This window comes from Streptomyces sp. NPDC054796 (genome assembly GCF_053611545.1).
The window spans coordinates 55,143-81,257 of record NZ_JBSHAO010000041.1 but is presented as its reverse complement, the minus strand read 5'-3'; the positions used below and the strand labels follow the sequence as shown (position 1 = coordinate 81,257).

Genomic DNA, 26,115 nt, shown 5'->3' with positions numbered 1-26,115 from the left:
AACCCGGAAGCTAAGCCTTTCAGCGCCGATGGTACTGCATGCGGGAGCGTGTGGGAGAGTAGGACGCCGCCGAACTCCTTTTATGTTGAGGGCCCCCGAGCGGGTTCCCGGTGACAGTGTCACTAGGGATCCTGCTCGGGGGCCCTTTTCGCATGATCGGCCCCACCACGTCACATACCCCCGCGCATCTGTGCGTACGGACTGCCGGTAAGGTCGGGGGGCATCGTAGGCACGGTTACTCACAGGAGGCCCCCGGGTGGAGGTCCAGGAGACGCGGGTCCAGACGGACCGGGTCCTCACCATCCCGAACATCCTCAGCATGGCCCGTCTCATCGGCGTGCCGGTGTTTCTGTGGCTGATCCTGTGGCCCGAGTTCGGCGGGCCGAACTGCGATGGCTGGGCGCTGCTCGTCCTCGCCCTGAGCGGGGTCAGCGACTATCTGGACGGGAAGCTCGCGCGCCGCTGGAACCAGATCAGCAGCCTCGGCAGAATCCTCGACCCGGCCGCCGACCGGCTGTACATTCTGTCCACCCTCGTCGGGATGACCTGGCGCGAGATCCTCCCGATCTGGCTGACGGCCGCCCTTCTGGCCAGGGAGCTGTTGCTTCTGGTCATGGTGTGGATCCTGGACCGGCACGGTTACGCGCCGCCACAGGTGAACTTTCTCGGCAAGGCAGCCACTTTCAACCTGATGTACGCGTTTCCGTTGCTGCTGCTCAGTGACGGGAGCGGGTGGCTCGCCTCACTTGCTGCTATTTTCGGATGGGCGTTCGCCGGATGGGGTACGACGCTCTACTGGTGGGCAGGAATCCTTTACGTGGTTCAGGTCCGCCGGCTTGTCAAGGCGGACGCCTCGACCGACTGATGCCGCAATTCCAGCAGCACGGCCAAAGCGGTCGCCTGTAGCGCCACCCGCAGCGCGAGAACACGGGCCGGCGTGCATGCTGGAGTGGATAGGTGAAGTCGGTACGACCGTCGTCTTTGCAAGGAGGACGCTTCCGACATGAAGGCCGTTGTGATGGCCGGTGGCGAAGGCACGCGCCTTCGCCCGATGACCGCGAGCATGCCCAAGCCGCTCCTGCCTGTGGCCAACCGCCCGATCATGGAGCACGTGCTGCGGCTGCTCAAGCGCCATGGGCTCAGCGAGACCGTGGTCACCGTGCAATTCCTCGCCTCCCTCGTGAGGAATTACTTCGGGGACGGTGAAGAGCTCGGCATGGAGCTGACCTATGCCAATGAGGAGAAGCCTCTCGGCACCGCCGGCAGCGTCAAGAACGCCGAAGAAGCTCTGAAGGACGATTCGTTTCTCGTCATCTCGGGAGACGCGCTCACCGACTTCGATCTGACCGAGCTGGTCAACTTCCACCGGGAACGCGGTGCGATGGTGACCGTCTGTCTGACACGGGTCCCCAATCCGCTGGAGTTCGGCATCACCATTGTCGACGAGGACGGAAAGGTGGAGCGTTTCCTGGAGAAGCCCACCTGGGGTCAGGTCTTCTCGGACACCGTCAATACCGGCATCTACGTCATGGAGCCGGAAGTCTTCGACTACGTCGAGCCCGATGTCCCCGTCGACTGGTCCGGTGACGTCTTCCCGCAGCTCATGAAGGAAGGCAAGCCGATCTACGGCTACATCGCCGAGGGCTACTGGGAGGACGTCGGGACGCACGAGAGCTATGTGAAGGCCCAGGCCGACGTCCTGGAGGGCAAGGTCGACGTCGATATCGACGGCTTCGAGATCTCGCCCGGCGTATGGGTCGCCGAAGGCGCGGAGGTCCACCCCGACGCTGTGCTGCGCGGGCCGCTGTATATCGGCGACTACGCGAAGGTGGAGGCGGACACGGAAATCCGTGAGCACTCCGTCATCGGCTCCAACGTCGTCGTCAAGAGCGGTGCCTTCCTGCACCGTGCCGTCGTGCACGACAACGTGTACATCGGGCAGCAGACGAATCTCCGCGGCTGCGTCATCGGCAAGAACACGGACGTCATGCGTGCCGCCCGTATCGAGGACGGCGCGGTCATCGGCGACGAGTGCCTCGTCGGCGAGGAATCGATTGTCCAGGGGAATGTGCGGGTCTACCCCTTCAAGACCGTCGAGGCCGGTGCCTTCGTCAACACGTCCGTCATCTGGGAGTCCCGCGGCCAGGCGCACCTCTTCGGCGCACGCGGGGTCTCCGGGATCCTGAACGTCGAGATCACCCCGGAGCTGGCCGTACGGCTGGCGGGCGCCTACGCGACGACCCTCAAGAAGGGCTCCACCGTCACCACGGCGCGCGACCACTCCCGAGGCGCCCGCGCACTGAAGCGGGCCATGATCTCGGCTCTCCAGACCAGCGCCATCGACGTGCGTGACCTGGAGAACGTGCCGCTCCCCGTGGCCCGCCAGCAGACGGCCAGGGGCAGCGCGGGCGGCATCATGATCCGGACGACCCCGGGCGTGCCCGACAACGTCGACGTCATGTTCTTCGACGAGCGCGGAGCCGACCTCTCCCAGGCGGCGCAGCGCAAGCTGGACCGCGTGTACGCGCGCCAGGAGTACCGCCGCGCCTTCCCCGGCGAGATCGGCGACCTGCGCTTCCCCTCCAGCGTCTACGACTCGTACACAGGGTCCCTGCTCCGTGCCGTGGACACCACGGGCGTCGCGGAGTCCGGGCTCAAGGTCGTCGTCGACGCGGCGGGCGGCAGCGCGGGCCTCGTGCTGCCCAGCCTCCTCGGGCGCCTGGGCGTGGACGCGCTCACCATCAACCCCGGGCTGAACGAGTCCCGCCCCACCGAGACCGCGGACGCGCGCCGCGACGGACTGGTCAGGCTGGGTGAGATCGTCGCCTCCGCAAGGGCTGCCTTCGGCGTCAGGTTCGACCCCGTCGGCGAGCGGCTGTCGCTGGTGGACGAGCACGGCAAGATCATCGAGGATCAGCGGGCCCTGCTCGTCATGCTCGACCTGATCGCCGCAGAGCGCCGCAGCGGCCGGGTGGCGCTGCCGGTGACCACGACCCGCATCGCGGAGCAGGTCGCCGCTTACCACGGTACCCAGGTGGAGTGGACGACGACCTCGCCCGACGACCTGACCAGGGTGGGCCGTGACGACGCCACGGTCTTCGGGGGCGACGGCCGCGGCGGCTACATCGTTCCGGAGTTCAGCTCCGTCTTCGACGGCACGGCCGCGTTCGTCCGTCTCATCGGACTCGTCGCGCGCACCCAGCTCACCCTCAGCCAGATCGACGCCCGCATCCCGCGCGCCCACGTGGTGCGGCGTGACCTGGCGACGCCGTGGGCGGTGAAGGGGCTCGTGATGCGTACCGTCGTCGAGGCGGCGGGCGAGCGCTTCGTGGACACGACCGACGGCGTGCGTGTGGTGGAGTCCGACGGCCGCTGGGTCATGGTGCTGCCCGACCCGGCCGAAGCCGTCACCCACCTGTGGGCGGAGGGGCCCGACGACGCCTCCGCTCAGGCACTGCTGGACGAGTGGTCGGCCGTCGTGGACGGCGCCGGGCGCTGACGGCGCGGGCGGGTGCCCGCGCGGGGCGGGCCCGGCTTCGTCCGGGCCCGCTCAGGCGCGGCACCCGCCAAGTTCCTCCCCACGGCACACCGGTGGGCCCGTTCGGCGGTAGTGACCTCGACATGCGACGATGTGCGTCATGTCGCAGCAGCACCCCGTACGGAGTACCGCATCGCGGCCTGCGCGACCCGATGCCTCCATGTCGCTGCTGACCAACGTGATGGATCACAGCCTCGACGACGGGTACGCCGAGGCCGCTGCCCGCAGAGGCGCCGAGGGCCGCTCCGGGCTGCCGCGCACCATGCGCGCGAAGCTGTGGCTGGCCGCGGGGCTCGTCCTCGCCGCGCTGGTGGTCACGGTGGGCGCGGCGCAGGCCCGCATCACCGCGCCCACGATCGCCAAGGAGCGCGAGGAACTCATCGAGCGCATCGAGGACGGCACGCACGACGCCGACGTCCTCCAGAAGAGGGTGGACGCCCTGCGCGAGGACGTCGAGGCACGCCAGCGCAAGGCCCTGGAGAAGCACGGTGGTGACAAGGGGGAGGTCACGGGGCTGCTGTCCGGTGCCTTTCCCGTCCACGGGCCCGGCGTGAAGCTGGTCGTCGACGACGCGAAGGACACCCAGGACAGCGACACGGGCGGACCCCGGCAGAGCAGCGGCTTCTCGGACACCGGACGGGTGCGGGACCGCGACCTCCAGCGCGTGGTCAACGGCATGTGGGAGTCGGGGGCCGAGGCGGTCTCCGTCAACGGCCAGCGGCTCACCAGCCTTTCGGCGATCCGGGCCGCCGGAGACGCGATACTCGTCGACAACAAGCCCCTGGTGCCCCCGTACACGCTCCTCGCGGTGGGTCCGGGCCAGAAGCTCAGCACCGCGTTCCAGGACAGCGCCGACGGCCAGTACCTGCACGTGTTGCAGGAGAACTACGGCGTGCGCACCAGCATCAGTACCCAGGACGACGTGCGGCTTCCCGCCGCGCCGAGTCTGACCGTACGCAACGCAGAGCCCGTGCAGACAGGAGAGGGCAGCACATCGTGATCGCCGTACTGGGTCTCATCGTGGGAGTCGTGGCCGGACTTGTCGTCCGGCCCGTGGTGCCGACGGTGGTCGAGCCCTATCTGCCCATCGCCGTCGTGGCGGCGCTGGACGCGGTGTTCGGCGGGCTACGCGCCATGCTGGACGGGATCTTCGACGACAAGGTCTTCGTCGTCTCGTTCCTCTCGAACGTCGTGGTCGCCGCGCTCATCGTGTTCCTCGGCGACAAGCTCGGGGTCGGCGCGCAACTGTCGACGGGCGTGGTCGTCGTCCTCGGCATCCGGATCTTCTCCAACGCCGCGGCGATCCGCCGGCACGTGTTCCGGGCGTGAGGCCGATGAACGACGGCGACGGAAACGAGAAGGACACCCCGCCCGGCGAGCTGCCGCCCGAGCGCCCCGCGCCCCGGCGCGAACCGGGGGACGCCAGTCCCTCGAAGCGGTCCTCGGCGCGGCCCCCGTCGTGGCCCCCCGTTCCGGAGCGGAGCGGCGGAGGTGCTGACTCCGGTGCGTCCAGTGCGTCCAGTGCGTCCGGCGCCTCCGGTGCGTCGAAGGGGACGGGTGGCAACGCCCCCGGGGACGACGCGCGCCCCGGAACCGGAACCTCGCGCCCCGAAGCCGAGCGCGGCTCCGACGCCGGCGCCGCCCCTGGTCCCGCTGCCGGGACCGAGGCGGAGGACAGGCCCGAGCGCGGGCCCGAGGACGCATCCAAGGACGAGTCCAAGGGCGACGGGGGAGGAGACGGGCTGTCGGGACGTCAGCGGCTGGCGAAGGCCGTGTGGCCCCCGAGAGTGTCGCGGGCCCAACTGATCGTCGCCCTGCTGCTGTTCGTGCTCGGCCTCGGCCTCGCCATTCAGGTGCGCTCCACCAGCGAGAACAGCGCCCTGCGCGGCGCCCGTCACGAGGACCTGGTGCGCATCCTCGACGAGCTGGACGACCGCACCAAGCGCCTGGAGGACGAGAAGCAGAGCCTGGACCGGCAGCGCACCGAGCTGGAGAACAGCTCGGACCAGGCCGAGGAGGCCCGTAAGCAGACCCGGCAGAAGGAGCGCCAACTGGGCGTGCTGGCGGGTACTGTCGCGGCGGAGGGCCCCGGCATCGAGCTGAAGGTCGGCGACCGCAACAAGTCGGTGGAGGCCGACATGCTCCTCGACACCGTCCAGGAACTGCGTGCGGCGGGCGCCGAGGCGATAGAGGTCAACAACGTCCGTGTGGTGGCGGATACGTACTTTTCGGACGGTGACGGAGGGGTACGGGTCGATGGGCGTAAGATCACTCAGCCGTACCAGTTCGAGGTCATCGGCAAGCCGCAGGATCTCGAACCGGCGCTGAACATCCCCGGCGGAGTCGTGCAGACTCTACGGAAGGAGCAGGCCACGGTATCCGTGACCCGCTCCGAGAAGGTCACCGTGGACGCCTTGCGATCGGCGAAGCGGCCTGACTACGCTCGGTCGTCATCGCAGTGAGATGACGGAGTGGCTACCGGGGGTCGCCGGGCCTGTAGTGCACTGCGTGAGGGAAACTGTCTGTAGGTCGCGGACGTTGTTCTGGGCGTCCGTATCGGCCAATGAGAGCATCGAGGGTCTGTCCTGCCCCACGGGCGGGTCTGTTTCGTGCGAGGGGAATCGCCCGTGAGTTTTTTTGCGAAGTTGTTCGGCAAGAGCCGCCAGGACGGCGGCAGCGGTGCCGCGCGGCACCGCGCTCCCCGGCACGGAGACGCGGGGAGCACCGAAGGCGAGAGTGTGGAGCGCCCCCTGTTCCGTGACGAGGTCGGTGCCCCCACCGGGGACAATTCGAGTGGTCACGGGGCGGGTTCTGTTGACCCCGGAGCGTCGGGGCGCATAGGTTCCGAGGCACCATCAACCTCAAGTACGGGTGGAGGGTTTGCCTTGCCGGTGTGTAGCAGGTGCGGGACCCGGGCCGCTGAGGCGAGCCGGTTCTGCTCCAACTGTGGGGCGCCGCTTCGCGGCGGTGCGCCTGCCGAGGGGTCCTCGGAGACGACCTCCACGATCTCGATCTCGGGACTGGAGGCGTACGAGGCAGAGGTCACCGGCCAGACGCCGTCGCCTCTTCCGCCCGAGGCGCAGGCCGCCGTCGACGCACTGCCGCTGGGCTCGGCCCTGCTGGTCGTGCGGAGGGGCCCCAACTCCGGCAGCCGTTTCCTCCTGGACAACGAGCTGACGACGGCGGGCCGCCACCCGGAGAGCGACATCTTCCTGGACGACGTGACCGTCTCCCGGCGCCACGTCGAGTTCCGGCGCGGCCCGGACGGAGTCTTCACGGTCTCGGACGTCGGCAGCCTGAACGGCACCTACGTCAACCGTGAGCGGATGGAGGCCGCGGTCCCGCTCGCAAACGGTGACGAGGTTCAGATCGGCAAGTACAGGCTGGTCTTCTTCGCCAGCCCGCGGACCGTCTGACCTGCTCCAGGGAAGGCTCATGCAGCGCTCACCGTCCGGCGGTGCCGGTACCGGCACCGCCGCCGGGAGCGGCGGCCCCCTGAGCATCGGGGCCGTCCTCCAGGTGCTCCGTGAGGAGTTTCCCGAGGTCACCATCTCCAAGATCCGCTTTCTGGAGACGGAGGGCCTTGTCGAGCCGACGCGCTCCCCCTCGGGGTACCGCAAGTTCAGCGCCGAGGACGTTGAGCGGCTCAGCTACGTCCTGCGCATACAGCGCGACCACTACCTCCCGCTGAAGGTCATCAGGGAGCATCTCGACGCCCTCGCTCGCGGCGAGCAGCCGCCCCTCCCGGCGCCGGGGCCGCCCCGCGGCCCGGTGGACCGGAACGCTGAGATGGCAGAGGCGGCCCAGGCCGCACCCACGGCGGCCCGGCTGGGACGGGCCGAGCTGCTCGCGACGGCCGAGGTGGCGGAGGAGGAGCTGGCGGAGTGGGAGTCGTACGGCCTCATCGCTCCGGCGGTGGACGGCGCGTACGACGTCGCCGAGGTCGCCGTCGCCCGTCTGGTGGCCGACCTGGGGCGTTTTGGCATCGAACCCCGTCATCTGCGTTCGATGAAGGCCGCTGCCGAACGCGAGGCCGATCTCGTCGAGCAGATCGTGGCGCCCCTGCGCCGCCATCAGAACCCCCAGGCGCGCTCGAAGGCCGAGGCCACGGCGCGGGAGCTGTCAGGGCTCTCCGTGCGGCTGCACGCCGCCTTCGTACGGGCCGCGCTCGGCCTCCGTTCGACCTGACAGGGACCGGCTCACCCCGACAAGACCGGCAGCAGCGGGTAAACCGCCTGGCGGGCGGCCCGCCGGAGCGGCGCGCCGGGAGCCGGGAGGGGGCCCCGACTACCCAAACAGGCCGGGCACGGCCTAGGGTTACTGTGTGAACGAGCTCGACGTTGTGGGTGTCCGGGTCGAAATGCCCTCGAACCAACCGATCGTGCTCCTGCGTGAAGTGGGCGGCGACCGGTACCTCCCCATCTGGATCGGCCCTGGGGAGGCGACGGCCATTGCCTTCGCACAGCAGGGCATGACGCCTGCGCGCCCACTGACCCATGACCTGTTCAAGGACGTCCTGGAAGCGGTGGGGCAGGAGCTCACGGCTGTCAGGATCACTGACCTGCGCGAAGGCGTGTTCTACGCCGAGCTGGTCTTCGCCAGCGGAGTCGAGGTGAGTGCCCGTCCATCCGACGCCATAGCGCTCGCTCTGCGCACCGGAACGCCGATCTACGGCAGTGACGGGGTGCTGGACGACGCCGGGATCGCGATCCCGGACGAGCAGGAGGACGAAGTGGAGAAATTCCGCGAGTTCCTCGACCAGATCTCGCCCGAGGACTTCGGCACCAGCAGCCAGTGACCTCCGTCGCCCTCGGGGACCTGTGAACCTGTGAGGTTCCCGAGGCCATTCAGTCAGCACTTCCCGGTTCGCGGGTGCGGGAAACCACACCTTGGGTGATTATCACTCGGCGTGCCGAGTGTGGCGATCGTTGACGCACCCCGGGTGACTGCCTACCTTCAAGTGGGCAGATTCCGGGGGCGACCCGGGATGTGGAGGACGGAGGTCCGCGTGAGTAGCACCGGCGACGGCACGGCAGCGGGGGGCTCCTCTCCCGCCTCCGGGTCCGCGGCGCGGCCTGCCGCACCGCGCGCGCAGGCCCTGGAACCGCAGGCGGCCGACGCGCGGGGCCAGGAGCCGGGCGAGGTCGGCTATCGCGGCCCCACCGCCTGCTCGGCGGCGGGGATCACCTACAGACAGCTCGACTACTGGGCCCGCACAGGTCTGGTGGAGCCCAGCATCCGCTCGGCCTACGGCTCGGGCAGCCAGCGGCTCTACAGCTTCCGCGACGTGGTCGTACTCAAGATCGTGAAGCGGCTCCTGGACACCGGCGTCTCGCTCCAGAACATCCGCACCGCCGTGCAGCACTTGCGCTCGCGCGGGATGACGGACCTGGCGCAGATGACGCTGATGAGCGACGGGGCCACGGTCTACGAGTGCTCCTCGCCCGACGAGGTCGTCGATCTGCTCCAGGGCGGCCAGGGTGTCTTCGGGATCGCCGTGGGCGTGGTGTGGAAGGACGTCGAGGGCGCGCTGTCGCAGTTGCACGGCGAGCGCGTCGACACCGGCGAGACCATCGTCGGCGAACACCCCGGTGACGAGCTGGCCCGCAGGCGCAACCGGGCCGTGTGAGCGGTGCTCCCGTGCCGGGGATCGCTCGGTGCGGAAGGTGGCGCGGGGCGGCGTCGCGGGTGCCGCGGGTGAGATTGTCAGTGCCATGCGGCAGCATCGGTAGGCGTGAGGGGCGTACCGACGATCCTGCATCTCGACATGGATGCCTTCTTCGCCGCGGTGGAGCAGGCGTCGAAGCCGAGCCTGCGCGGAAAGCCGGTGATCGTGGGCGGTCTCGGCCCGCGCGGGGTGGTCGCCACCGCGTCGTACGAGGCTCGGGTCTTCGGGGTGCACTCCGCGATGCCCATGGCCCAGGCGCGGCGCCTGTGCCCCAACGCCGCCTATCTGACGCCGCGCGGCGCGCTGTACCGGCAGGTGAGCGACATCGTCATGGAACTGCTCGCCCGCCTCTCCCCGCTCGTGGAGCCGCTGAGCCTCGATGAGGCGTTCGTGGATCTGGAGGCGGGCGGCGAGGTCGGGCCCGGGACCCGTGCCGAGGACGTGCGGGCCGTCGGGGAGCGGCTGCGCGAGGAGATCAGGCGGGCCACGGGGCTCAGCGGCTCGGTGGGGCTCGCCGGGTCCAAGATGCTGGCCAAGATCGCCTCGGAGCAGGCCAAGCCGGACGGCCTGGTGCTGATCACGCCGGGCACCGAGCGCGAGCTGCTGGCGCCCATGCCCGTGCGGACGCTGCCCGGCGTCGGGCCCGCCACGGCCGAGGTCCTGCGCCGGGCCGGGATCACCACCGTGGGCGAGACGGCCGAGGCGGGCGAGGCGGAGCTGCTGCGGCTGCTGGGCAGGGCGCACGGAGCTTCGCTCTATGCCATGGCGAACGGCTTGGACGCGCGGCCCGTGGTCGCCGAGCGGGACGCGAAGTCGGTCTCCGTCGAGGACACCTTCGATGTGGACCTCACCGACAGGACCCGGGTGCGGCTGGAGGTGGCCCGGCTGGCGGACCGCTGCGTGGAGCGGCTGCGCGCGGCGGGGCGCTCAGGGAGGACCGTGGTGATCAAGGTCCGGAGCTACGACTTCTCGACGCTCACCCGCTCCGAGACACTCCGGGGGCCCACCGACGACCCGGGGGTGGTGCGCGAGGCCGCGGCGCGGCTCATCGACGGCGTGGACACCACCTCGGGGGTGCGGCTGCTGGGGGTCGGGGTGAGCGGGCTCGCGGACTTCACGCAGGAGGATCTGTTCGCGCAGGCCAGTGCGGCGGAGGCGCTCAGTGCGGTTGATGCCGCTGCCGGCGGTGAGGGTGCGGCCGGTGGCGCTGAGGGCGCTGCTGACGGTGCCGCTCTCGCCGCCGATGTCGCTCCCGGTGAGCCTGTGGAGGAAGCGGTGGACGACGCCGCGCACCCGGCGGCCGGGTCGGACGGGACAGCCGTGGGCGCCGGGTCGGCGACCGGAACCGGGACCGGATCAGCGGCCGAGCAGCCGCGGAACGGGGAACCGGCCTCGGCACCGGCACCGGCACCGGCGCGTGAGCCTGCCGCCGAGGTGCCCGTGGGCAGGCGCTGGGTGGCGGGGCACGATGTCCGGCACGCCGAGTACGGGCCGGGGTGGGTCCAGGGCAGCGGCATAGGCAGGGTGACCGTGCGGTTCGAGTATCCGGGCTCGGTACCGGGCCGGGTGCGGACGTTCTCCGTCGGCGATCCGGACCTCAGCCCGGCCGATCCGCCACCACTGGCGGCGATGGCGCGGACGGCGGCCGACGCGGACCTGCCCTCGCCCTCGTCCCCTGACCTTGACCCGGCCGCGCGGGCGGCGACGGCAGGGCTGCCCGGTGCCGACGGTGCCGCAGGGGCGGATCGTCCCCCGGGTGCCGCCTCTCAGCCCCCGGAGCCGGAACCGGACCCGGCCACGCGCCCGAAGTTCCGGTCCCGGGCCGCGAGCGGCGGGACGGGGGGTGCCGTGGTGGGGGAGGGGCCCTCGCCCCTCACGGGCACGTCGAGCCCGTAGTGGTGGTAGAGCTGTAGCTCCTGCTCGGGGGAGAGGTGGCGGCCCACTCCGAAGTCGGGCGCTTCCTTGATCAGGTCGCGCTCGAAGGGGATGCGCAGCGCCTCGTTCTCCACCTCGCTCGGCTCCAGGGGTACGAAGGCGTCACGGCTGAAGATGCCGGTGCGTACGGCAGCCCACTCGGGTTCGCCCGTGGCGTCGTCGAGATACACCTCGTCCACGGTGCCGATCTTCGTCCCCCTGCTGTCGACGGCCCTGCGGCCGATCAGGCTCCGCGGATCGATATCGGTCTGCACGGTCCCTCCTCCTGGTCGCGGCTGCTCCATCAGAGTCCCTGGAGTCCTTAGTACAACGAAAAGGCAGATTTCGGCCATTGGCCACTTGAGCGCACAGCCGGTCCCCTCGTCCTACCTCGCTGGTAGGCTCGGAAACGGCTGTCGACCCCGTGCGGGAGAGTCCTCTGGCAAAGTCGCCCGAGGCGCCGAAGGAGCAACCCCTCCCCGGAATCTCTCAGGCTCACGTACCGCGCGGACGAGGTCACTCTGGAAAGCAGGGCGGGCCGCGGTCCAGCGCCGGGTGCCCCTCCTCACCGACGGTGAAAGCCGGGCCGGGCGGGCCACACTGCCGGACGGTCCGGTGAAACTCTCAGGTCGTGATGACAGAGGGGGAGGCCATCCGGGCACCCGCGCCGTGGTGCCCCCAAAGGTCGCAGAGACCAGGAGGCCTCCGCAGATGACTTCCCATCGCATCCCCCTCACCGAGCTGGAGCGCGGCACACCGTTCGAGCGACGCCACATCGGCCCCGACACCGGCGCGCAGGCGAAGATGCTCGCCCAGGTCGGCTACGGCTCGCTGGACGAGCTGACCGCCGCCGCGGTGCCCGACGTGATCAAGAGCGTCGAAGCCCTCGACCTGCCGGAAGCCCGCAGCGAGGCGGACGTGCTGGCCGAGCTGCACTCCCTCGCCGGGCGCAACGAGGTGCTGCACTCCATGATCGGCCTGGGGTACCACGGGACGTTCACCCCGCCCGTGATCCTCCGCAACGTCATGGAGAACCCCGCCTGGTACACGGCGTACACCCCGTACCAGCCCGAGATCTCCCAGGGCCGCCTGGAGGCGCTGCTCAACTTCCAGACCGTCGTCGCGGACCTGACCGGACTGCCCACCTCCGGCGCCTCCCTCCTGGACGAGCCCACCGCGGCGGCCGAGGCGATGGCCATGTCGCGCCGGGTCGGCAAGGTCAAGCAGGGCGTGTATCTCGTCGACGCCGACTGCCTGCCGCAGACTGTCGCCGTCCTGCGGACCCGGGCCGAGCCCACCGGCGTCGAGGTCGTCGTCGCCGATCTGAGCGAGGGCATCCCGGCCGCGATCGCCGAGCGTGGCGTCTTCGGCGTCCTGCTCCAGTATCCGGGCGCCTCCGGCGCCGTGCGCGATCCGCGTGCCCTCGTCGACCAGGCCCACGAGCTGGGCGCCATCGTCACCGTCGCCGCCGATCTGCTCGCGCTGACCCTCCTCACCTCGCCCGGCGAACTGGGCGCGGACATCGCCGTCGGCTCCAGCCAGCGCTTCGGCGTCCCCATGGGCTTCGGCGGGCCCCACGCGGGCTACATGTCCGTGCGCGACGCGTACGCGCGCAGCCTGCCGGGCCGTCTCGTCGGCGTCTCCAAGGACGCCGACGGCCGCCAGGCGTACCGCCTCGCGCTCCAGACCCGTGAGCAGCACATCCGCCGCGAGAAGGCCACCAGCAACATCTGCACCGCGCAGGTGCTCCTCGCCGTGATGGCCGGGATGTACGCGGTCTACCACGGCCCCGACGGGCTGGCCGCCATCGCGCGCCGCACCCACCGCTACACCGCGCTCCTCGCCGAGGGCCTGCGGCAGGGCGGCGTGGAGGTCGTGCACGCGGCGTACTTCGACACCGTCACCGTGCGGGTGCCGGACGGCGCGGCCCGGATCGTGGCCCGCGCCCGCGACAAGGGCGTCAACCTGCGGCACGTGGACGCCGACCACGTCGGGATCACCTGCGACGAGACGACGGGCCGCGCCCAGCTCGCCGCCGTGTGGGCCGCCTTCGAGGTCGAGGCCGACGTCGAGCGGCTGGACGCGGCGACGGACGACACGCTGCCCGCAGGGCTGCTGCGCGAGGACGAGTACCTGACGCACCCGGTCTTCCACGAGCACCGCTCGGAGACGGCGATGCTGCGCTATCTGCGCCGCCTCGCCGACCGCGACTACGCGCTGGACCGCGGCATGATCCCGCTCGGCTCCTGCACGATGAAGCTGAACGGCACGACGGAGATGGAGCCGGTCACCTGGCCGCAGTTCGGCGCGCTGCACCCCTTCGCGCCCGCCGAGCAGGCGCAGGGCTATCTCACCCTCATCCAGGAGCTGGAGGAGCGGCTGGCCGAGATCACCGGCTACGACAAGGTCTCCCTCCAGCCCAACGCCGGTTCGCAGGGTGAGCTGGCGGGACTGCTCGCGGTGCGCGCGTACCACCGCGCGGCCGGTGACGAGCAGCGCACCGTCTGCCTCATCCCCTCCTCAGCGCACGGCACCAACGCCGCGAGCGCGGTGATGGCGGGCATGAAGGTCGTCGTCGTGAAGACCAGCGAGAACGGCGACGTCGAGCTGGACGACCTGCACGCCAAGATCGAGAAGCACGGCTCCGAGCTGGCCGTGCTGATGGTCACCTACCCCTCGACGCACGGCGTGTTCGAGGAGCACATCAGCGACATCTGCGCCGCCGTGCACGACGCGGGCGGCCAGGTGTACGTGGACGGCGCGAACCTCAACGCGCTGGTGGGCGTGGCGAAGCCGGGACGGTTCGGCGCGGACGTGTCGCACCTGAACCTGCACAAGACGTTCTGCATCCCGCACGGCGGCGGCGGCCCCGGGGTGGGCCCCATCGGCGTGCGCGAGCACCTTGCCCCGTACCTGCCGAACCACCCCCTCCAGGCCGCCGCCGGGCCCAGCACCGGTATCGGCCCGGTCTCCGGCGCGCCGTGGGGTTCGGCGGGGATCCTGCCGATCTCCTGGGCGTATCTGCGGCTGATGGGCGCCGAGGGGCTGCGCCGTGCCACGCAGGTGGCCGTGCTCAGCGCCAACTACATCGCCAAGCGCCTGGAGCCGCACTACCCGGTGCTCTACACGGGCCCGAACGGCCTCGTCGCGCACGAGTGCATCATCGACGTGCGGCCCCTGACCAAGCAGACCGGCGTGAGCATCGACGATGTCGCCAAGCGGCTGATCGACTACGGCTTCCACGCGCCGACGATGTCCTTCCCCGTCGCGGGCACGCTGATGATCGAGCCCACGGAGAGCGAGGACCTCGCCGAGGTGGACCGTTTCTGCGAGGCCATGATCGCCATTCGCGGCGAGATCGAGAAGGTCGGCTCGGGGGAGTGGGCGAAGGACGACAACCCCCTGGCCAACGCGCCCCACACGGCGGCGCAGCTCGGCCGTGACTGGGAGCACCCGTACAGCAGGGAGGAAGCCGCCTTCCCGGCGGGCGTGGAGTCCTCGGACAAGTACTGGCCGCCGGTGCGGCGGATCGACGGGGCCTACGGGGACCGCAATCTGGTCTGCTCGTGCCCGCCGGTGGAGGAGTACGACGGCTGAGGCTGAGCCGCGGAAGCGAAGCGGGACCGGGTGCCGGGGCGCTGAGAAGCGTCCCGGCATGTGTCAGGGCCGGTGCGGCGAGGTGCTGCCGTGCCGGCCCTGGCCTTCCATGGTGCCGTTGCGGCGTGGTCAGGCCGCGGTGGCGATGTGCTGAGTACCGAGCGGCTTGTGCGGAGCGATGATCTGACCATCCGGCAGCAGCTCACCCGTGTCCTCGAAGAGGAGAACTCCGTTGCACAGCAGACTCCACCCCTGTTCCGGGAAGTGGGCCACAGGATGGGCGGCCTCCCGGTCGGCGGAGTCTGCTGTCGGGCACGGCGGCTGGTGCTTGCACATTGTCGGTGTCGTCTTCCGTTGCGTTGTGGTGTATGTCGTGCGGCCTGTCCTTACGTTCATGACCGCTCCCCCCGTTTTTCGACGTGGTCCCAGTCTTCCCCTACGAGCTCGATTCCGCAGGGATTTCGACTCAGCACTCCTCAACTGATGAAGACGCGTCACCCAGGCGGCCGGTTGCCCTCAACTCGACCCTCCTTTCGGGGGGTTCGAGAGGAGCGAGGGCTAGTCCGTCCGGGGGAGTGGGCCGTGGTCACAACGAGGCCGGAGAGACATTCCGCCGAAACGCCAACATGCCAGACGGGTGCGACGGATCAGACAGAGGTGCGCAGCCGCGGCGCGGTCACCAGACGGCGCGTCAGCAGCGGCAGCAGCGCGTCGAGACGGTGCGGCTGGTGCGCGGCGATCCCGGGCGGCGCGGGGGCCAGCGGGATCAGCACGTCCGAGGGCTCCGGGGTGCCCTCTGCCGCGTCGGCCCCGGTGTCGTGGTGCAGCCACAGCGTCAGCATGTAGAGCTCCGGGACGGACAGCAGCCGGGGCTGGTAGTCCGTGGACAGCGACTCGGCCTGGCGCAGTGCCCGCTCCGTAGAGGTGACGTAGGGGCCTTCGCAGAAGTAGGCGAAGGCCCAGCCGTCCGCCGTCAGCATGGCCTCCGCCGCGCCCACCGACCTGCCGTCGGCGGCGCTGCCGGTGTCCCGGAGCAGGAACCGCCAACCGGTGAGCCGGGTGCGGGGCCCGTCGTCGGCCGACTGGACGCGGGCCATCTCGTGGACGGGCAGCGGGAGTTCGGGGCGCAGCGTGCCGTGCGCGGTACGTACGGCGGCGGGGGTGCGGGATCCTCGTACGGCCGTAGGCGACCGGAGGGCGGTGAGGACACTGCGCAGGGCGGGGGCGGGGGCCGGGGGGACATGCAGCGGCATGGTAGGTCGCCTCTCACTTCGGAGACATGTGGTGCTTGGCGGGGGCGCGGACGGCACTGTCGGCGTAGAGGGGCCGCGAGGGCGGCGGGGGCGTCGACAGTCGGGAGCCGTAGGGGCGCCAAGTCTCTGCCTCGTGGCGGAGTTTATACGACACGTGTTCAGGTGGAGTTTCAGCTAGCAAGTGTCCTTCATCACCGGAAGGGGATATCAGGACGTTTAAGAGGGGGCATTCCCGCTGATGAGTGCCTTATGTGCGTCGTCTGCCTCGAAGGAAGTGGAATACGCGGTCGGCGGAAACTCGTCGGTTTTTTTCACGAGCCCCGCGTGCCGGCCCCCGGCCCCGGACCGTATGCCTCCGGAATGTGCCTGCGTGCGACTCCGTCCAGCCTAGCGGCTGTTGAGCCTGTGGGGGCCGGTGAGGCGTTGTCGATCACATGGCAGGGCATCATGGCTGACACGACGGGGCCGTATCGAGGAGGGACGTCCCGATGGGAGAGAAGGTCGTGGCCGACAGGTTCGACCTGTCCGATCGGCAGCGGTACCGGCGGAAGTTGCGCCAGTGTCTTCAGAGTCTGGAGCGATTGCTGGAAGAGAAGCGGTTCGACCGTCCCAGGAATCTCATGGGGCTGGAGATCGAGCTGAATCTCGCCGATGCCCACGGGATGCCCCAGATGATGAATGCGGAGGTTCTGGAGCGAATAGCGAGCGAGGATTTCCAGACCGAGCTGGCACAGTTCAATCTCGAAGTGAATATCGTGCCGCACCAGCTCTCCGGGCGGGTCTTCGACCAGTTGGCGGAGGAACTGCGCACGGGACTCGCCTACGCGGACAGGCAGGCGAGCGAGGTGGACGCGCGCATTGTGATGATCGGTATTCTGCCGACGCTCACGGACGAGGACCTCGTCTCGGCGAACCTCACCTCGGCGGCCAGGTACACGCTGCTCAACGACCAGATCATGGCCTCGCGCGGCGAGGAGGTCGTCCTCGACATACAGGGGGTCGAGCGGCTCAGGTGCACCTCCGGCTCGATCGCGCCCGAGGCCGCGTGCACGTCCGTACAGCTCCACCTCCAGGTGACCCCCGAGCGCTTTCCCGACGCGTGGAACGCGGCCCAGGCGGTCGCGGGCGCGCAGATCGCGCTCGGCGCCAACTCGCCCTTCCTCTTCGGCCGTGAACTGTGGCGCGAGTCCAGGCCGCCGCTCTTCCTCCAGTCGACGGACACCCGCCCGCCCGAGCTGTCCGTGCAGGGCGTACGGCCGCGCACCTGGTTCGGGGAGCGGTGGATCGACTCGGCCTACGACCTCTTCGAGGAGAACCTGCGCTACTTCCCGGCTCTGCTCCCCATCTGCCAGGACGAGGAACCCCTGCGCGTGCTGGACGAGGGCGGCACCCCGACGCTGGCCGAGCTGACGCTGCACAACGGCACCGTCTACCGCTGGAACCGGCCCGTCTACGGAGTGGTCGACGGGGTACCACATCTGCGGGTGGAGAACAGGGTGCTGCCCGCGGGGCCCACCGTCACGGACGTCCTGGCGAACACCGCCTTCTACTACGGGCTGGTCCGCGCCCTGTCCGACGAACCGCGCCCGGTGTGGGCGCGGCTGCCCTTCGAGGACGCCTCCCGCAACTTCGACGCGGCATGCCGCCACGGCATCGACGCGCACCTGTGGTGGCCTCGCGCGGGGAGGGGCGGCGGGCTGGCAAAGGTGCCGGCGGTGCGGCTCGTGCGGGAGGAACTGCTGCCCCTCGCCGCGGCCGGGCTCGACGCCTGGGGCGTGGAGGCGGCGGACAGGGACCGGTACCTGTCCGTCATCGAGGAGCGCTGCCGCCTGGGGGTGAACGGCGCCTCCTGGCAGGCGGCGGCCTATCACCGGGCGCAGGAAGCGGGCCTGGACCGGGACAAGGCACTGGCGGCGGTGACGCGGCGCTACCGCGAACTGGCCCTGACCGGGGAGCCGGTGCACACCTGGCCTGCCGGACCCTGACGGGGGTTCCGCGGCGTGGCGCATGCCGCGTGCGGTGCTGTGCTGTGCGCGGCGTGTTGCGCCCTGTGCGGTGCCGTGTGCGGTGCTGTATGCCGCGCGGCGGGTGGGGGCGGGTCAGAGCTTGCTGCCCGCCGCCATGACGGCCTTGAGGATCACGGAGTAGATCTGCGCGGGATCGTCGACCTGGTGAGCCGAGCCGCCCGTCGCCCCGGCGAGGTCCTCGCACGCCTCTTCGTCGGCGTCGGGCCCGACGGCGACGGCGATCAGCGGCACGGGACGGTCGCCGCCGCTGAGCCGCTTGAGCTTCTCGGTCAGCTTCTTGCGGGAGATGCTGTCCGGGTCCTGGTTGGCGCCGTCCGTGAGCACGACCAGCGCGTTGAACTTGCCGGGACGGTAGGTCTCGCGGGCCTTCTCGTACGCGGCGAGTGCCGTGTCGTACAGGCCCGTCGCCCCGCCCGGGATCGGGTGCAGACGGCCGAAGGCCGAGGTGAGCCTGTCGCGCTGGGTCGTGCCGTCGCCACCGCGGTCGCCCAGCCGCGCGGTGGGCACCAGCTCGCGGTAGTCGCGCTCGCTCTCAAGACGGGTGGCGAACTCCCACAGGCCGATCTCGTCGTCCGGTGTGAACTGCGAGAGCCCCTGGAGCAGCGACGCCTTGGTGACGTCCATCCGTGACTGCCCCGCACGCCCTGGCACGGCCGCCGACATGGAGGCCGACGCGTCCACGACGAGCGTCAGCCGCGCGCTCTGTACCGTGATCGTCCACATGCCCAGGGCCGCGCGTACCGTACCGGCCGACGGCGGATCGGCCGGTGCGGCCCCGTACGGCTGCGGCTCGCGCCCGCCCGCGCGGTGGGTCACGGCGGGCTCGGCCTCGCCGTCCTGGAGCCGGAAGCCCGCGCGGGTCAGCGCGCGGCGGCCCTGCGCGTCGCCCAGGAGGGTCTGGAAACGGGAGGCCGCGCGGCTCTTCTTGGTGCCGAGACTCTCCTCGTCGACGAGGGTGTACGGGTAGTCGAGCAGGGTGCCGCCGTCCTTCGGATAGAACAGCTTCAGGCCGGGCGCGCTGTTGGCCGAGGTGTTGTGCGCGAAGGCGGCCTGCTCGGAGACGAGCAGGGCCTGGTTGCGCTGCGGTTTGCCCTTCTCCGTGCCGGAGTCGTCCTTCGGCAGCGTCGCCATGACCTGCGTGTCCCCGGGGGCCGCGCGCTCGGCGAGCAGTTCGGCGGCAGCCGCCGTACGGGTCTCGGCGTCCTTGCCGCGCTCCTTGGCCGTGGAGCGCTGGATCGCGGTGAGCGCCAGCAGCCCCGTCGCGCTGCGCGCGGGATCGGCGCTGCCGACGCGCAGTGCCTTCTCGCCGGTCGCGGCGCCCGCGATCCCCGCCCAGCTGTAGCTCTTCTCCGGCCAGCCCAGTCGCTCGGCCGCCGAGGGCATCGTGGCCAGGGTGACGGGGGAGCTGGCCACGTTGCCGACGGTCTCCAGCGGCGGTGCGCCGTCGGACGACGCGGCACGGTCCACCCACAGCGCCGAGTCGGGCAGCCACACCTCGTACGCGCGCTCGCCGCCGCGTCCCGCTTGGCCGCCGCTCCCCCCGCGCGCCAGCTCCGTCGCCATCTCGGCGCCCGAGCGCGCGCTGACGCGGACGTCGAGGCAGTGCCCGTCCGAGGTGAGGCGCCGCTCGCGGGCGCGGTCGGCGACCTCGCGCAGCACGGGGGCGATGTCGGGCGCCGCCGCGACACGCAGCCGGACCGACCTCTCCTCGCAGTCGTCGCCCAGCGGGAGGACGTCCGTGCGCACGGCGACGGCTGCGCCGGTGCCCACGGCGAGCACGAGGGCCGTGGCGATCAGGACGGCGCGGCGCCGTGTCCCGCGCCGCTCCTGACGGGACGGCGGCCGCTCCTGGCGTGGCGGTTCGAGCGCTGGGGATGCCCCCGCGCCGTACGAAGCAGAGTCGTCGGGCAAGCTGTGACGTCCCATGGCGTCCACGCCCCTCCTGGAAGCCCCTTGATGGCGGGAAGGCGACAGGAAAGGGCGGTATGCCGTGACGGATGGCGCTCGTCCCCCCGGCCTGTCGCGCGCTCCCCGTACCCGTTTTCGAGACCCTAGCGGGGCGGGAGTGCCGAAGAGGCGGGATTGCTGAACTGGAGGCATGTGTGCAGTCACAGGCGCGTGACACCGCTTCGACCCCTGCGTCCCCTGTGCCGCCCGGCGGCGGGCTGTCGCCGAGGCTGCTGCGGCAGGAGACGGTGCTCGTACTGGCCCTGTCCCTCGGCGCGAGCGCGGTCTCGGCGCTGATCAGCTTCATCGGTTCGCTGACCGCGCCGGGCGGGCTCGCCGACCAGGCCGCGAAGCTGAACACCTCGCGCGCGCCCGACCGCCCGTGGCTCGACCTGGCCTGGCAGCTCTTCGGGATCGCCACGGCGCTCGTGCCCGTCGCGCTCGTGGCGCATCTGCTGACGCGGGAACGGGCCGGTGGGCTGCGCGCCCTCGGCCTGGACAGGCGCAGGCCAGGATTCGACGCGGGATGGGGCGCGCTGGTCGCGGCGGGGATCGGCGGGACGGGGCTGCTGCTCTATCTCGGCGCGCGCGCCGGGGGGTTCAACCTCACGGTGGTTCCCGAGTCGCTGCCCGACGTGTGGTGGAAGTTCCCCGTGCTGATCGCCTCGGCGGTGCAGAACTCCGTGGTGGAGGAGGTCATCGTCGTCGGCTATCTGCTGCGCAGGCTCGACCAGTCGGGCTGGGCGCCGATGGCGGCGCTGGCCGCGAGCGCGGTGCTGCGTGGCTCGTACCACCTGTACCAGGGCATCGGCGGCATGCTCGGCAACATGGCGATGGGCGTGATCTTCGTGCTGCTGTACCGGCGTTGGGGGCGGGTCGGGCCCCTGGTGGTGGCGCACGCGCTGATCGACATCGTGGCCTTCACGGGGTACGCGCTGCTCGCGGGCAAGGTGGGGTGGCTGCCCACGGCGTGACGGGGAAGGGGGCGGGGCGGCGCAGGGGCGGACGTGGGTGCGCCGACGCCGCCCGCGTCCGCCCCCTGTCGGTTCGGAACCGTCGGAGAACCGGTTCAGAACTCGGCGCGCAGTTGCGCGTCCAGGACGGTGACCGCCGTGCCCGTCAGCTCCGTACGCTCGCCGCGCAGCGTGGTGCGCACGAGCCCGGTGCGCGCCGACGCCTGAAGCCCCGTCAGGGTGTCGCTGCCCAGCCGCTCCGACCACAGGGGCGCGAGGGCGGTGTGGGCGCTGCCCGTGACCGGGTCCTCGGGGATGCCGACGGCCGGGGCGAAGTTGCGGGAGACGTAGTCGTACCCCTTGGTGCCGCGCCCCGGCGCCGCCCCCTCCTCGGCGCGTGCCGTGACGAGCACGCAGCGGTGCGGGAGGCGTGTGAGCGCGGACTGGTCGGGGGTGAGCCCGCGCACGGTCTTCTCGTCTGCCAACTCGAGCAGGAGGTCGCCGAGCGGGCCGGTGTCGTAGGCACGCACGACCTCGGCGCCGATGGCCGCCTCGACGCCCTCGGGCACGGGGATCCCGGTGAGCGGCGCGGTCGGGAAGTCGAGGGTGATCTCCCCGTCGGCCGCGGTGGTGGCGGTCAGGATGCCGCTGCGGGTGCGGAAGCGCACGGTGCCGGAGGCGGTGCCGTCGGTGTGCAGCACATGCGCGGTGGCCAGGGTCGCGTGCCCGCACAGATCGACCTCGGTGGCGGGGGTGAACCAGCGCAGCGCCCAGTCGGCCTCCGGGTCGTCGGTGAGGGGGTGCGCGTAGGCGGTCTCGGCGAGGTTGATCTCGTTGGCGAGCCGCTGGAGCCGGTGGTCCTCGGGGAAGGGCCCCTCGGCCCAGATGACGACCCCCGCGGGGTTCCCGGCGTAGGGGCGGTCGGTGAAGGCGTCCACGGTACGAATTCTCATGATCATGAATGTAGAGGGCCACTGAGGCGCCGGACAGGGCCAATCTGTGGAAAGTGGCCTGGGTAGTGGACCGGTAGGTGAGGTTGTCCTGTCTCAGCGAAGATTCTGCGAATCTCAGCGAAGTTGCTGAAACAGTGGTTAGTCTCACCAAAGGTTGAGGATCTGCTCAGCCCGCCGGGTTGGGGGTGCAGTGAAGGCACTGTCGTGTGCGTACGGCGATGAAGCGTTAACGGCGTTTGAGCTGGACTTTCTCAGTAACGGTGAGCGTCGCAAGCACGCTCTGGGGGCGAGTTGGAAGGTCCCGTTCGAGGCAGTCGAACCTGTCCGGCCGTTTCGTTGGGACAAGGGAACGCCGGGTTTCGCAGGCTGGTACTACTCGGCGACCGTGCGGGATCACGTGGGCTATGAATCCTGGCTCGAGCGAGACAGGTTGATCCTGCTTGATAGAGATCCGCAGGTCAGGGCAATATCGTCGCAGCCGTTCTGGCTGCACTGGCACGACGGCGAACGGCGTCGCCGCCACGCCCCTGACTACTTTGTCCGGTTGGCTACAGGGCAGGCGCGGATCGTGGATGTCCGTGCCGAGGACGATATGGACGAGGGCACGCGGGAGGCCTTCGCAGCGGCCCAGCGGGCCTGCTCTGCGGTGGGCTGGGAGTTCGAGTGGGTGGGCCGTCCCGAGCCGACTTTCATGGCGAACGTTCGGTGGCTGGCGCGGTATCGCCGGGCACGCTGCGGCCGACCGGGAGCGATAGTCGAGCGACTCCTGGAGGTCTTCAGCCAGCCGAAGAGTCTGTGGGACGGGGCTGAGCTGGTCGGCGACCGGATCCAGGTGCTGCCAGTGCTGTTCCACCTGTTGTGGTTGGGCAAGCTGAAGGCGGATCTCTCGGGAGGGCTGCTGGAGACCGGAAGCCTGGTCTGGGCGGAGGGGCGGCGGCAATGGGCCGGCTGAGGCGCCCGCCGGTCCTGGCAGTTGGCGAGCGGGTTCGGTTCGACGGGCAGGTCCGCGGAGTGCTCGAAGTGACCGCGCAGGCCGCACTTCTGGAGGACACGGAGGCTCCGCATCGCGTGGTGGCGTTGCTCGAGCTGTTCGCGGCAGAGGACTTCGAGGTCTTGTTCCGCCCGGAGCGGATGCCGTTGCCTGCCTCGTCCGGCTTGGATCTGCTGCCTGCCGCAGCGGTCCAGCAGGCTCTCTGGTGGGAGGGGCACATTCTGGAAGTCGTACATGGGCTTCCGCCGGACGCGGAGCCCGGCGCTACGCCGCGCGAGGAATACTGGGCCGGCACATCGTTGGCCGCACGGGACGAGGCCAAGGCGGCCGAGCTGTCCCGATCCGGTCGCCCCGTGACGGCCTACACGGTCGCCCGGCTGCGTCGCCGCTACCTCAAGGAAGGGGTTGCCGGGCTGGCCGATCGCCGAGCGGCCCGCAAGCGGCCACAGTTCGGGACGGTGGACGTCAGAGTGGTCGAGGCGATGCGCCAGGCCATCGAGGAAGGTGTCGACCCCTCTACTCGGACGGCGTCTTACCTGATCTGGCGGACGAAAGAGATCCTCACGCACACCGAGGATGAAGGCGAGACGGATACCGGGGACGACGAGCCCGAGGACGGACAAGCGGAGCCCCAGTGGCCTTCCCGGGCCACGCTCTACCGGTTGGTGGAGAAACTGACGGCGGGTACTCACACTCTGGGCTCGGCGGTGACGCGCCGTTCGAAGGCTCATACGGCGGGCACGACCTTGGGAGAGCTGACGGTGAGCGCTCCGGGCGAGGTCATGCAGATCGACTCCACCCCGCTGGATGTGATGGTCCGCCTCGACAACGGAGTGGTCGGCAAGGTCGAGCTCACAGGCATGATCGATGTCGCGACCCGGACCCCGACGGCGCTTGTCCTGCGGCCGTCGACGAAGTCCGTCGACGCCAGCGTGCTGCTGGCGAGGACCGTCACGCCCGAGTTGATGCGGCCGGGCTGGGTAGATGCCCTCAAGATGTCCCGCTCTGTGCTGCCTCACCGCAGGCTGCTGACACTGGATGAGCGTCTGGAGCATGCAGCTGCCAAGCCGGTGATCGTCCCGGAGATGATCGTCTGCGATCACGGAAAGGTGTTCATCTCGCACAACTTCCGGGCATCGTGCAGGTTCCTGGAGATCGAGTTCCAGCCGACTCACAAGGGCTCGCCCTTCGAGAAGGGCCACATCGAGAAGATGCTGGGTTCGGTTGCCACGATGTTCGTGCAGTTCCTCCCCGGATACACCGGCCGCAACACTGACCGTCGCGGCCGACACCCGGAGAAAGAAAACCTTTGGTCGCTGCCCGAGTTGCAGGAGCTCCTCGATGAATGGGTGGTGGCAAAGTGGCAGAACCGCCCGCATGACGGGCTGCGAGACCCCGATCACCCCGGGCGGCTGTTCACTCCGAACCAGAAGTATGCCGCGCTGGTGGAGTCCACCGGCTACGTCCCGGTCGCGCTCAGCGCAGACGACTACACCGAGCTTCTGCCCACTGCCTGGCGAGCCGTCAACTCCTACGGCATTCGTATCAATAACCGCACCTACGACGCTCCGGAACTCGGGCCCATGCGTCGGCGCGTTTCAGGTGTCACGGCCAAGCGGGGGCTCTGGGAGGTCCATCGCGACCCCTACGACGTCTCTCGCGTCTGGGTACGCAACCACCGCGGTGACGGCGAGTGGATCCAGGCGACGTGGAAGTACTTGAACCGGACGCCGGTTCCCTTCGGTGATCTCGCCTGGGACCACGTCAGTCACCAGCTTCCCAAGGCCACCGAGGAAGAACTCGCCGAGGCCGTGGCCGCTTTGCTGACCCGCGCTAACGCCGGACCGGACCCGGCCGAGCCCGGCCAGAAGAGGAAGAAGAACAGGCCCTCCAAGCGCGACCGCCAAGTGGTGGCCCGGACCAAGGTGACGGCTCCTGCCCCTGTCGTCCTCCCCGAGCCGCAGCCTGCAGACGCGCCAGCCGTCGAGGAATCCGTGGACGAAGAAGAGATGGCTGAGGTGATCCCGCTGGGACTCTTCGACCCGCTTGAGGACCCCTGGAGACGTTCGTGATCAGACCACTACCCGGTCAGGCTGGCGGCGACATCGGTCAGCATCTCACTACCCTCCCCGGGTGGCGCGGGTTTATCGCAACATCCCTGGGCCAGCCGATGGCCATCATGAGCGAGGCTGAGTACGAGGCACTCGTTGCGTCGGCCGAGTCGGATCCGTCGGTGCAGGACGAGAAGAGCGCCTACGACGACGATCGGCTGAACCATCACGCGCGCCTTCAAGTGATCGCCACGTCCACGGTCCGGCACACCGTGACCTGCGGACGTCGCCTGATCATCCTGAACCGCGGCGCGGTGAGCGCCCGCCGCGGCCTGCTCGTCTCCGGGCCCGCGAACACCGGCAAGACGATCGCTCTTACCCAGCTTGGCCTGGCCCACGAACTTGTGGACCGGCGTCGGCACCCAGGCCAGGACGAACGCATTCCGGTCGTCTACATCACCGTCCCGCCAGCCGCGACATCCCGCATGATCGCCGCCGAGTTCGCTCGCTTCCTCGGCCTCCCCGTCACCCGCAGTCTGAACTTCACTGACCTCACCGAAGCCGTGGTCGGCGTCTGCACCACCGCCCGAACCGGCATGGTCCTGGTCGACGAGATTCATAACATTTCCCTGCACACCCGTACGGGAGCTGAGGCATCCGACACGCTCAAGTACTTCTCCGAGCGCATCCCAGCTACGTTTGCCTACGCCGGAATCGACATCGAGTCCGGGGGCCTCCTCTCCGGCACCCGTGGTGACCAGATTGCGGGACGCTTCACCTCCGTGATCACCCACCAGTTCCCTTACAACAAGGAATGGAAAGGTCTCGTGGCGCAGATGGAAGAAACTCTCCTCCTGCACCAGCATAAACGTGGCACCCTGGCTCGACTCGACCGCTTCCTCCACACTCGCACCGGCGGCATGATTGGCACACTCGCTCATCAAATCCGCGGGGCTGCAGTCGACGCCATCCTGACCGGCACCGAGAAGATCACTAAAAGCGGACTGCTGGCCGTCGACTTAGACATCGCCTCTGGGCGCGATCGGCCGAACGACCCGCCAACAGCGGGCGGGAGGCAGTGACACTCGGCAACGCCGACCCGCAGCTCGCCCCACTCCCCTTTCAGGTCCGGCCGAAGGCGGGAGAGGGCGCCCCCATGTTCATTCGGCGTCTCGCGCAGGCCAACCACCTCCCGCCGCCCTACCTGCGAAAATTCCTCAACG

20 protein-coding genes, 1 rRNA gene, 1 pseudogene and 1 riboswitch are annotated in these 26,115 nt (G+C 70.0%); of the genes and pseudogenes, 17 read left to right on the top strand and 5 right to left on the bottom strand.

Features of this window, described 5'->3' with window-relative positions; all coding sequences use genetic code 11:
• From rrf to ACWGJ2_RS28525, 11 genes are all read left to right on the top strand, one after another.
• Positions 1-75 (top strand): 5S ribosomal RNA (gene rrf, locus ACWGJ2_RS28575); the annotation flags it as partial.
• Between the two features lie 181 nt (positions 76-256).
• A complete protein-coding gene (locus ACWGJ2_RS28570; RefSeq protein WP_453349143.1) occupies positions 257-865 on the top strand; it encodes a CDP-alcohol phosphatidyltransferase family protein in 609 nt (202 codons plus the stop codon).
• A gap of 138 nt (positions 866-1,003) precedes the next feature.
• A complete protein-coding gene (locus ACWGJ2_RS28565) occupies positions 1,004-3,499 on the top strand; it encodes a sugar phosphate nucleotidyltransferase (protein ID WP_453349142.1) in 2,496 nt (831 codons plus the stop codon).
• Between the two features lie 139 nt (positions 3,500-3,638).
• Complete coding sequence (locus tag ACWGJ2_RS28560; protein WP_453349141.1) at positions 3,639-4,538, top strand: DUF881 domain-containing protein; 900 nt, start codon at positions 3,639-3,641, stop codon at positions 4,536-4,538.
• The gene (locus tag ACWGJ2_RS28555) at positions 4,535-4,867 is read left to right on the top strand and encodes a small basic family protein (protein WP_027750352.1); all 333 of its coding nucleotides are present in this window, start codon (positions 4,535-4,537) and stop codon (positions 4,865-4,867) included. The genes ACWGJ2_RS28560 and ACWGJ2_RS28555 overlap by 4 nt, the downstream gene beginning before the upstream one ends.
• Positions 4,868-5,280: 413 nt before the next feature.
• Complete coding sequence (locus ACWGJ2_RS28550; protein WP_453349145.1) at positions 5,281-6,000, top strand: DUF881 domain-containing protein; 720 nt, start codon at positions 5,281-5,283, stop codon at positions 5,998-6,000.
• Positions 6,001-6,165: 165 nt separating this feature from the next.
• Positions 6,166-6,954 carry an FHA domain-containing protein gene (locus ACWGJ2_RS28545; RefSeq protein ID WP_453349140.1) on the top strand — a complete coding sequence of 263 codons (789 nt, stop codon included), beginning with the start codon at positions 6,166-6,168 and terminating at the stop codon, positions 6,952-6,954.
• A gap of 19 nt (positions 6,955-6,973) precedes the next feature.
• Positions 6,974-7,726 (top strand): transcriptional regulator FtsR, encoded by a 753-nt coding sequence (gene ftsR / locus ACWGJ2_RS28540; RefSeq protein ID WP_453349139.1) that lies wholly within the window; start codon positions 6,974-6,976, stop codon positions 7,724-7,726.
• 136 nt (positions 7,727-7,862) lie between these two features.
• Positions 7,863-8,336: a bifunctional nuclease family protein gene (locus ACWGJ2_RS28535; RefSeq protein ID WP_027764781.1), complete on the top strand. Its 474-nt coding sequence runs from the start codon at positions 7,863-7,865 to the stop codon at positions 8,334-8,336.
• 210 nt (positions 8,337-8,546) lie between these two features.
• The gene (locus ACWGJ2_RS28530) at positions 8,547-9,167 is read left to right on the top strand and encodes a MerR family transcriptional regulator (protein WP_453349138.1); all 621 of its coding nucleotides are present in this window, start codon (positions 8,547-8,549) and stop codon (positions 9,165-9,167) included.
• Positions 9,168-9,272: 105 nt separating this feature from the next.
• Positions 9,273-11,102, top strand: a complete 1,830-nt coding sequence (locus ACWGJ2_RS28525; protein WP_453349137.1) for a DNA polymerase IV — start codon at positions 9,273-9,275, stop codon at positions 11,100-11,102.
• Here ACWGJ2_RS28525 and ACWGJ2_RS28520 read toward each other — a convergent pair.
• Positions 10,991-11,395: pseudogene (locus tag ACWGJ2_RS28520) on the bottom strand (PRC-barrel domain-containing protein); the annotation flags it as partial. The gene ACWGJ2_RS28525 and the pseudogene ACWGJ2_RS28520 overlap by 112 nt on opposite strands.
• A 142-nt stretch (positions 11,396-11,537) precedes the next feature.
• Positions 11,538-11,635: riboswitch (glycine riboswitch) on the top strand.
• Between the two features lie 196 nt (positions 11,636-11,831).
• Here ACWGJ2_RS28520 and gcvP point away from each other — a divergent pair.
• Positions 11,832-14,717: an aminomethyl-transferring glycine dehydrogenase gene (gene gcvP, locus ACWGJ2_RS28515; RefSeq protein WP_453349136.1), complete on the top strand. Its 2,886-nt coding sequence runs from the start codon at positions 11,832-11,834 to the stop codon at positions 14,715-14,717.
• A 129-nt stretch (positions 14,718-14,846) separates the two neighbouring features.
• Here the strand turns inward: gcvP and ACWGJ2_RS28510 are convergent, their stop codons facing one another.
• Both ACWGJ2_RS28510 and ACWGJ2_RS28505 read right to left on the bottom strand, forming a co-directional pair.
• The gene (locus ACWGJ2_RS28510) at positions 14,847-15,053 is read right to left on the bottom strand and encodes a DUF5999 family protein (RefSeq protein ID WP_453349135.1); all 207 of its coding nucleotides are present in this window, start codon (positions 15,051-15,053) and stop codon (positions 14,847-14,849) included.
• A gap of 311 nt (positions 15,054-15,364) precedes the next feature.
• Complete coding sequence (locus ACWGJ2_RS28505; protein ID WP_453349134.1) at positions 15,365-15,970, bottom strand: hypothetical protein; 606 nt, start codon at positions 15,968-15,970, stop codon at positions 15,365-15,367.
• Between the two features lie 488 nt (positions 15,971-16,458).
• Between ACWGJ2_RS28505 and ACWGJ2_RS28500 the strand changes: the two genes are divergently transcribed.
• Positions 16,459-17,955 carry a glutamate--cysteine ligase gene (locus tag ACWGJ2_RS28500; protein WP_453349133.1) on the top strand — a complete coding sequence of 499 codons (1,497 nt, stop codon included), beginning with the start codon at positions 16,459-16,461 and terminating at the stop codon, positions 17,953-17,955.
• Between the two features lie 114 nt (positions 17,956-18,069).
• Here ACWGJ2_RS28500 and ACWGJ2_RS28495 read toward each other — a convergent pair whose 3' ends face one another.
• Positions 18,070-19,923, bottom strand: a complete 1,854-nt coding sequence (locus ACWGJ2_RS28495; protein WP_453349132.1) for a substrate-binding domain-containing protein — start codon at positions 19,921-19,923, stop codon at positions 18,070-18,072.
• 221 nt (positions 19,924-20,144) lie between these two features.
• Here ACWGJ2_RS28495 and ACWGJ2_RS28490 point away from each other — a divergent pair, with 221 nt between their 5' ends.
• Positions 20,145-20,918, top strand: coding sequence for a CPBP family intramembrane glutamic endopeptidase (locus ACWGJ2_RS28490; RefSeq protein WP_453349144.1), 774 nt, complete (start codon positions 20,145-20,147; stop codon positions 20,916-20,918).
• Positions 20,919-21,013: 95 nt separating this feature from the next.
• Here the strand turns inward: ACWGJ2_RS28490 and ACWGJ2_RS28485 are convergent, their stop codons facing one another.
• On the bottom strand, positions 21,014-21,850 hold the full coding sequence (locus tag ACWGJ2_RS28485) for a PhzF family phenazine biosynthesis protein (RefSeq protein ID WP_453349131.1): 837 nt from the start codon (positions 21,848-21,850) through the stop codon (positions 21,014-21,016).
• A gap of 190 nt (positions 21,851-22,040) precedes the next feature.
• Between ACWGJ2_RS28485 and ACWGJ2_RS28480 the strand changes: the two genes are divergently transcribed.
• The 3 genes from ACWGJ2_RS28480 (at position 22,041) to ACWGJ2_RS28470 (ending at position 25,974) form a co-directional block, all read left to right on the top strand.
• A complete protein-coding gene (locus ACWGJ2_RS28480) occupies positions 22,041-22,802 on the top strand; it encodes a TnsA-like heteromeric transposase endonuclease subunit (protein WP_453349130.1) in 762 nt (253 codons plus the stop codon).
• A complete protein-coding gene (locus ACWGJ2_RS28475; RefSeq protein WP_453349129.1) occupies positions 22,790-24,913 on the top strand; it encodes a Mu transposase C-terminal domain-containing protein in 2,124 nt (707 codons plus the stop codon). Before ACWGJ2_RS28480 ends, ACWGJ2_RS28475 begins: the two co-directional genes overlap by 13 nt.
• Before the next feature lie 98 nt (positions 24,914-25,011).
• Positions 25,012-25,974 (top strand): TniB family NTP-binding protein, encoded by a 963-nt coding sequence (locus ACWGJ2_RS28470; RefSeq protein ID WP_453349128.1) that lies wholly within the window; start codon positions 25,012-25,014, stop codon positions 25,972-25,974.
• Positions 25,975-26,115 lie beyond the last annotated feature (141 nt).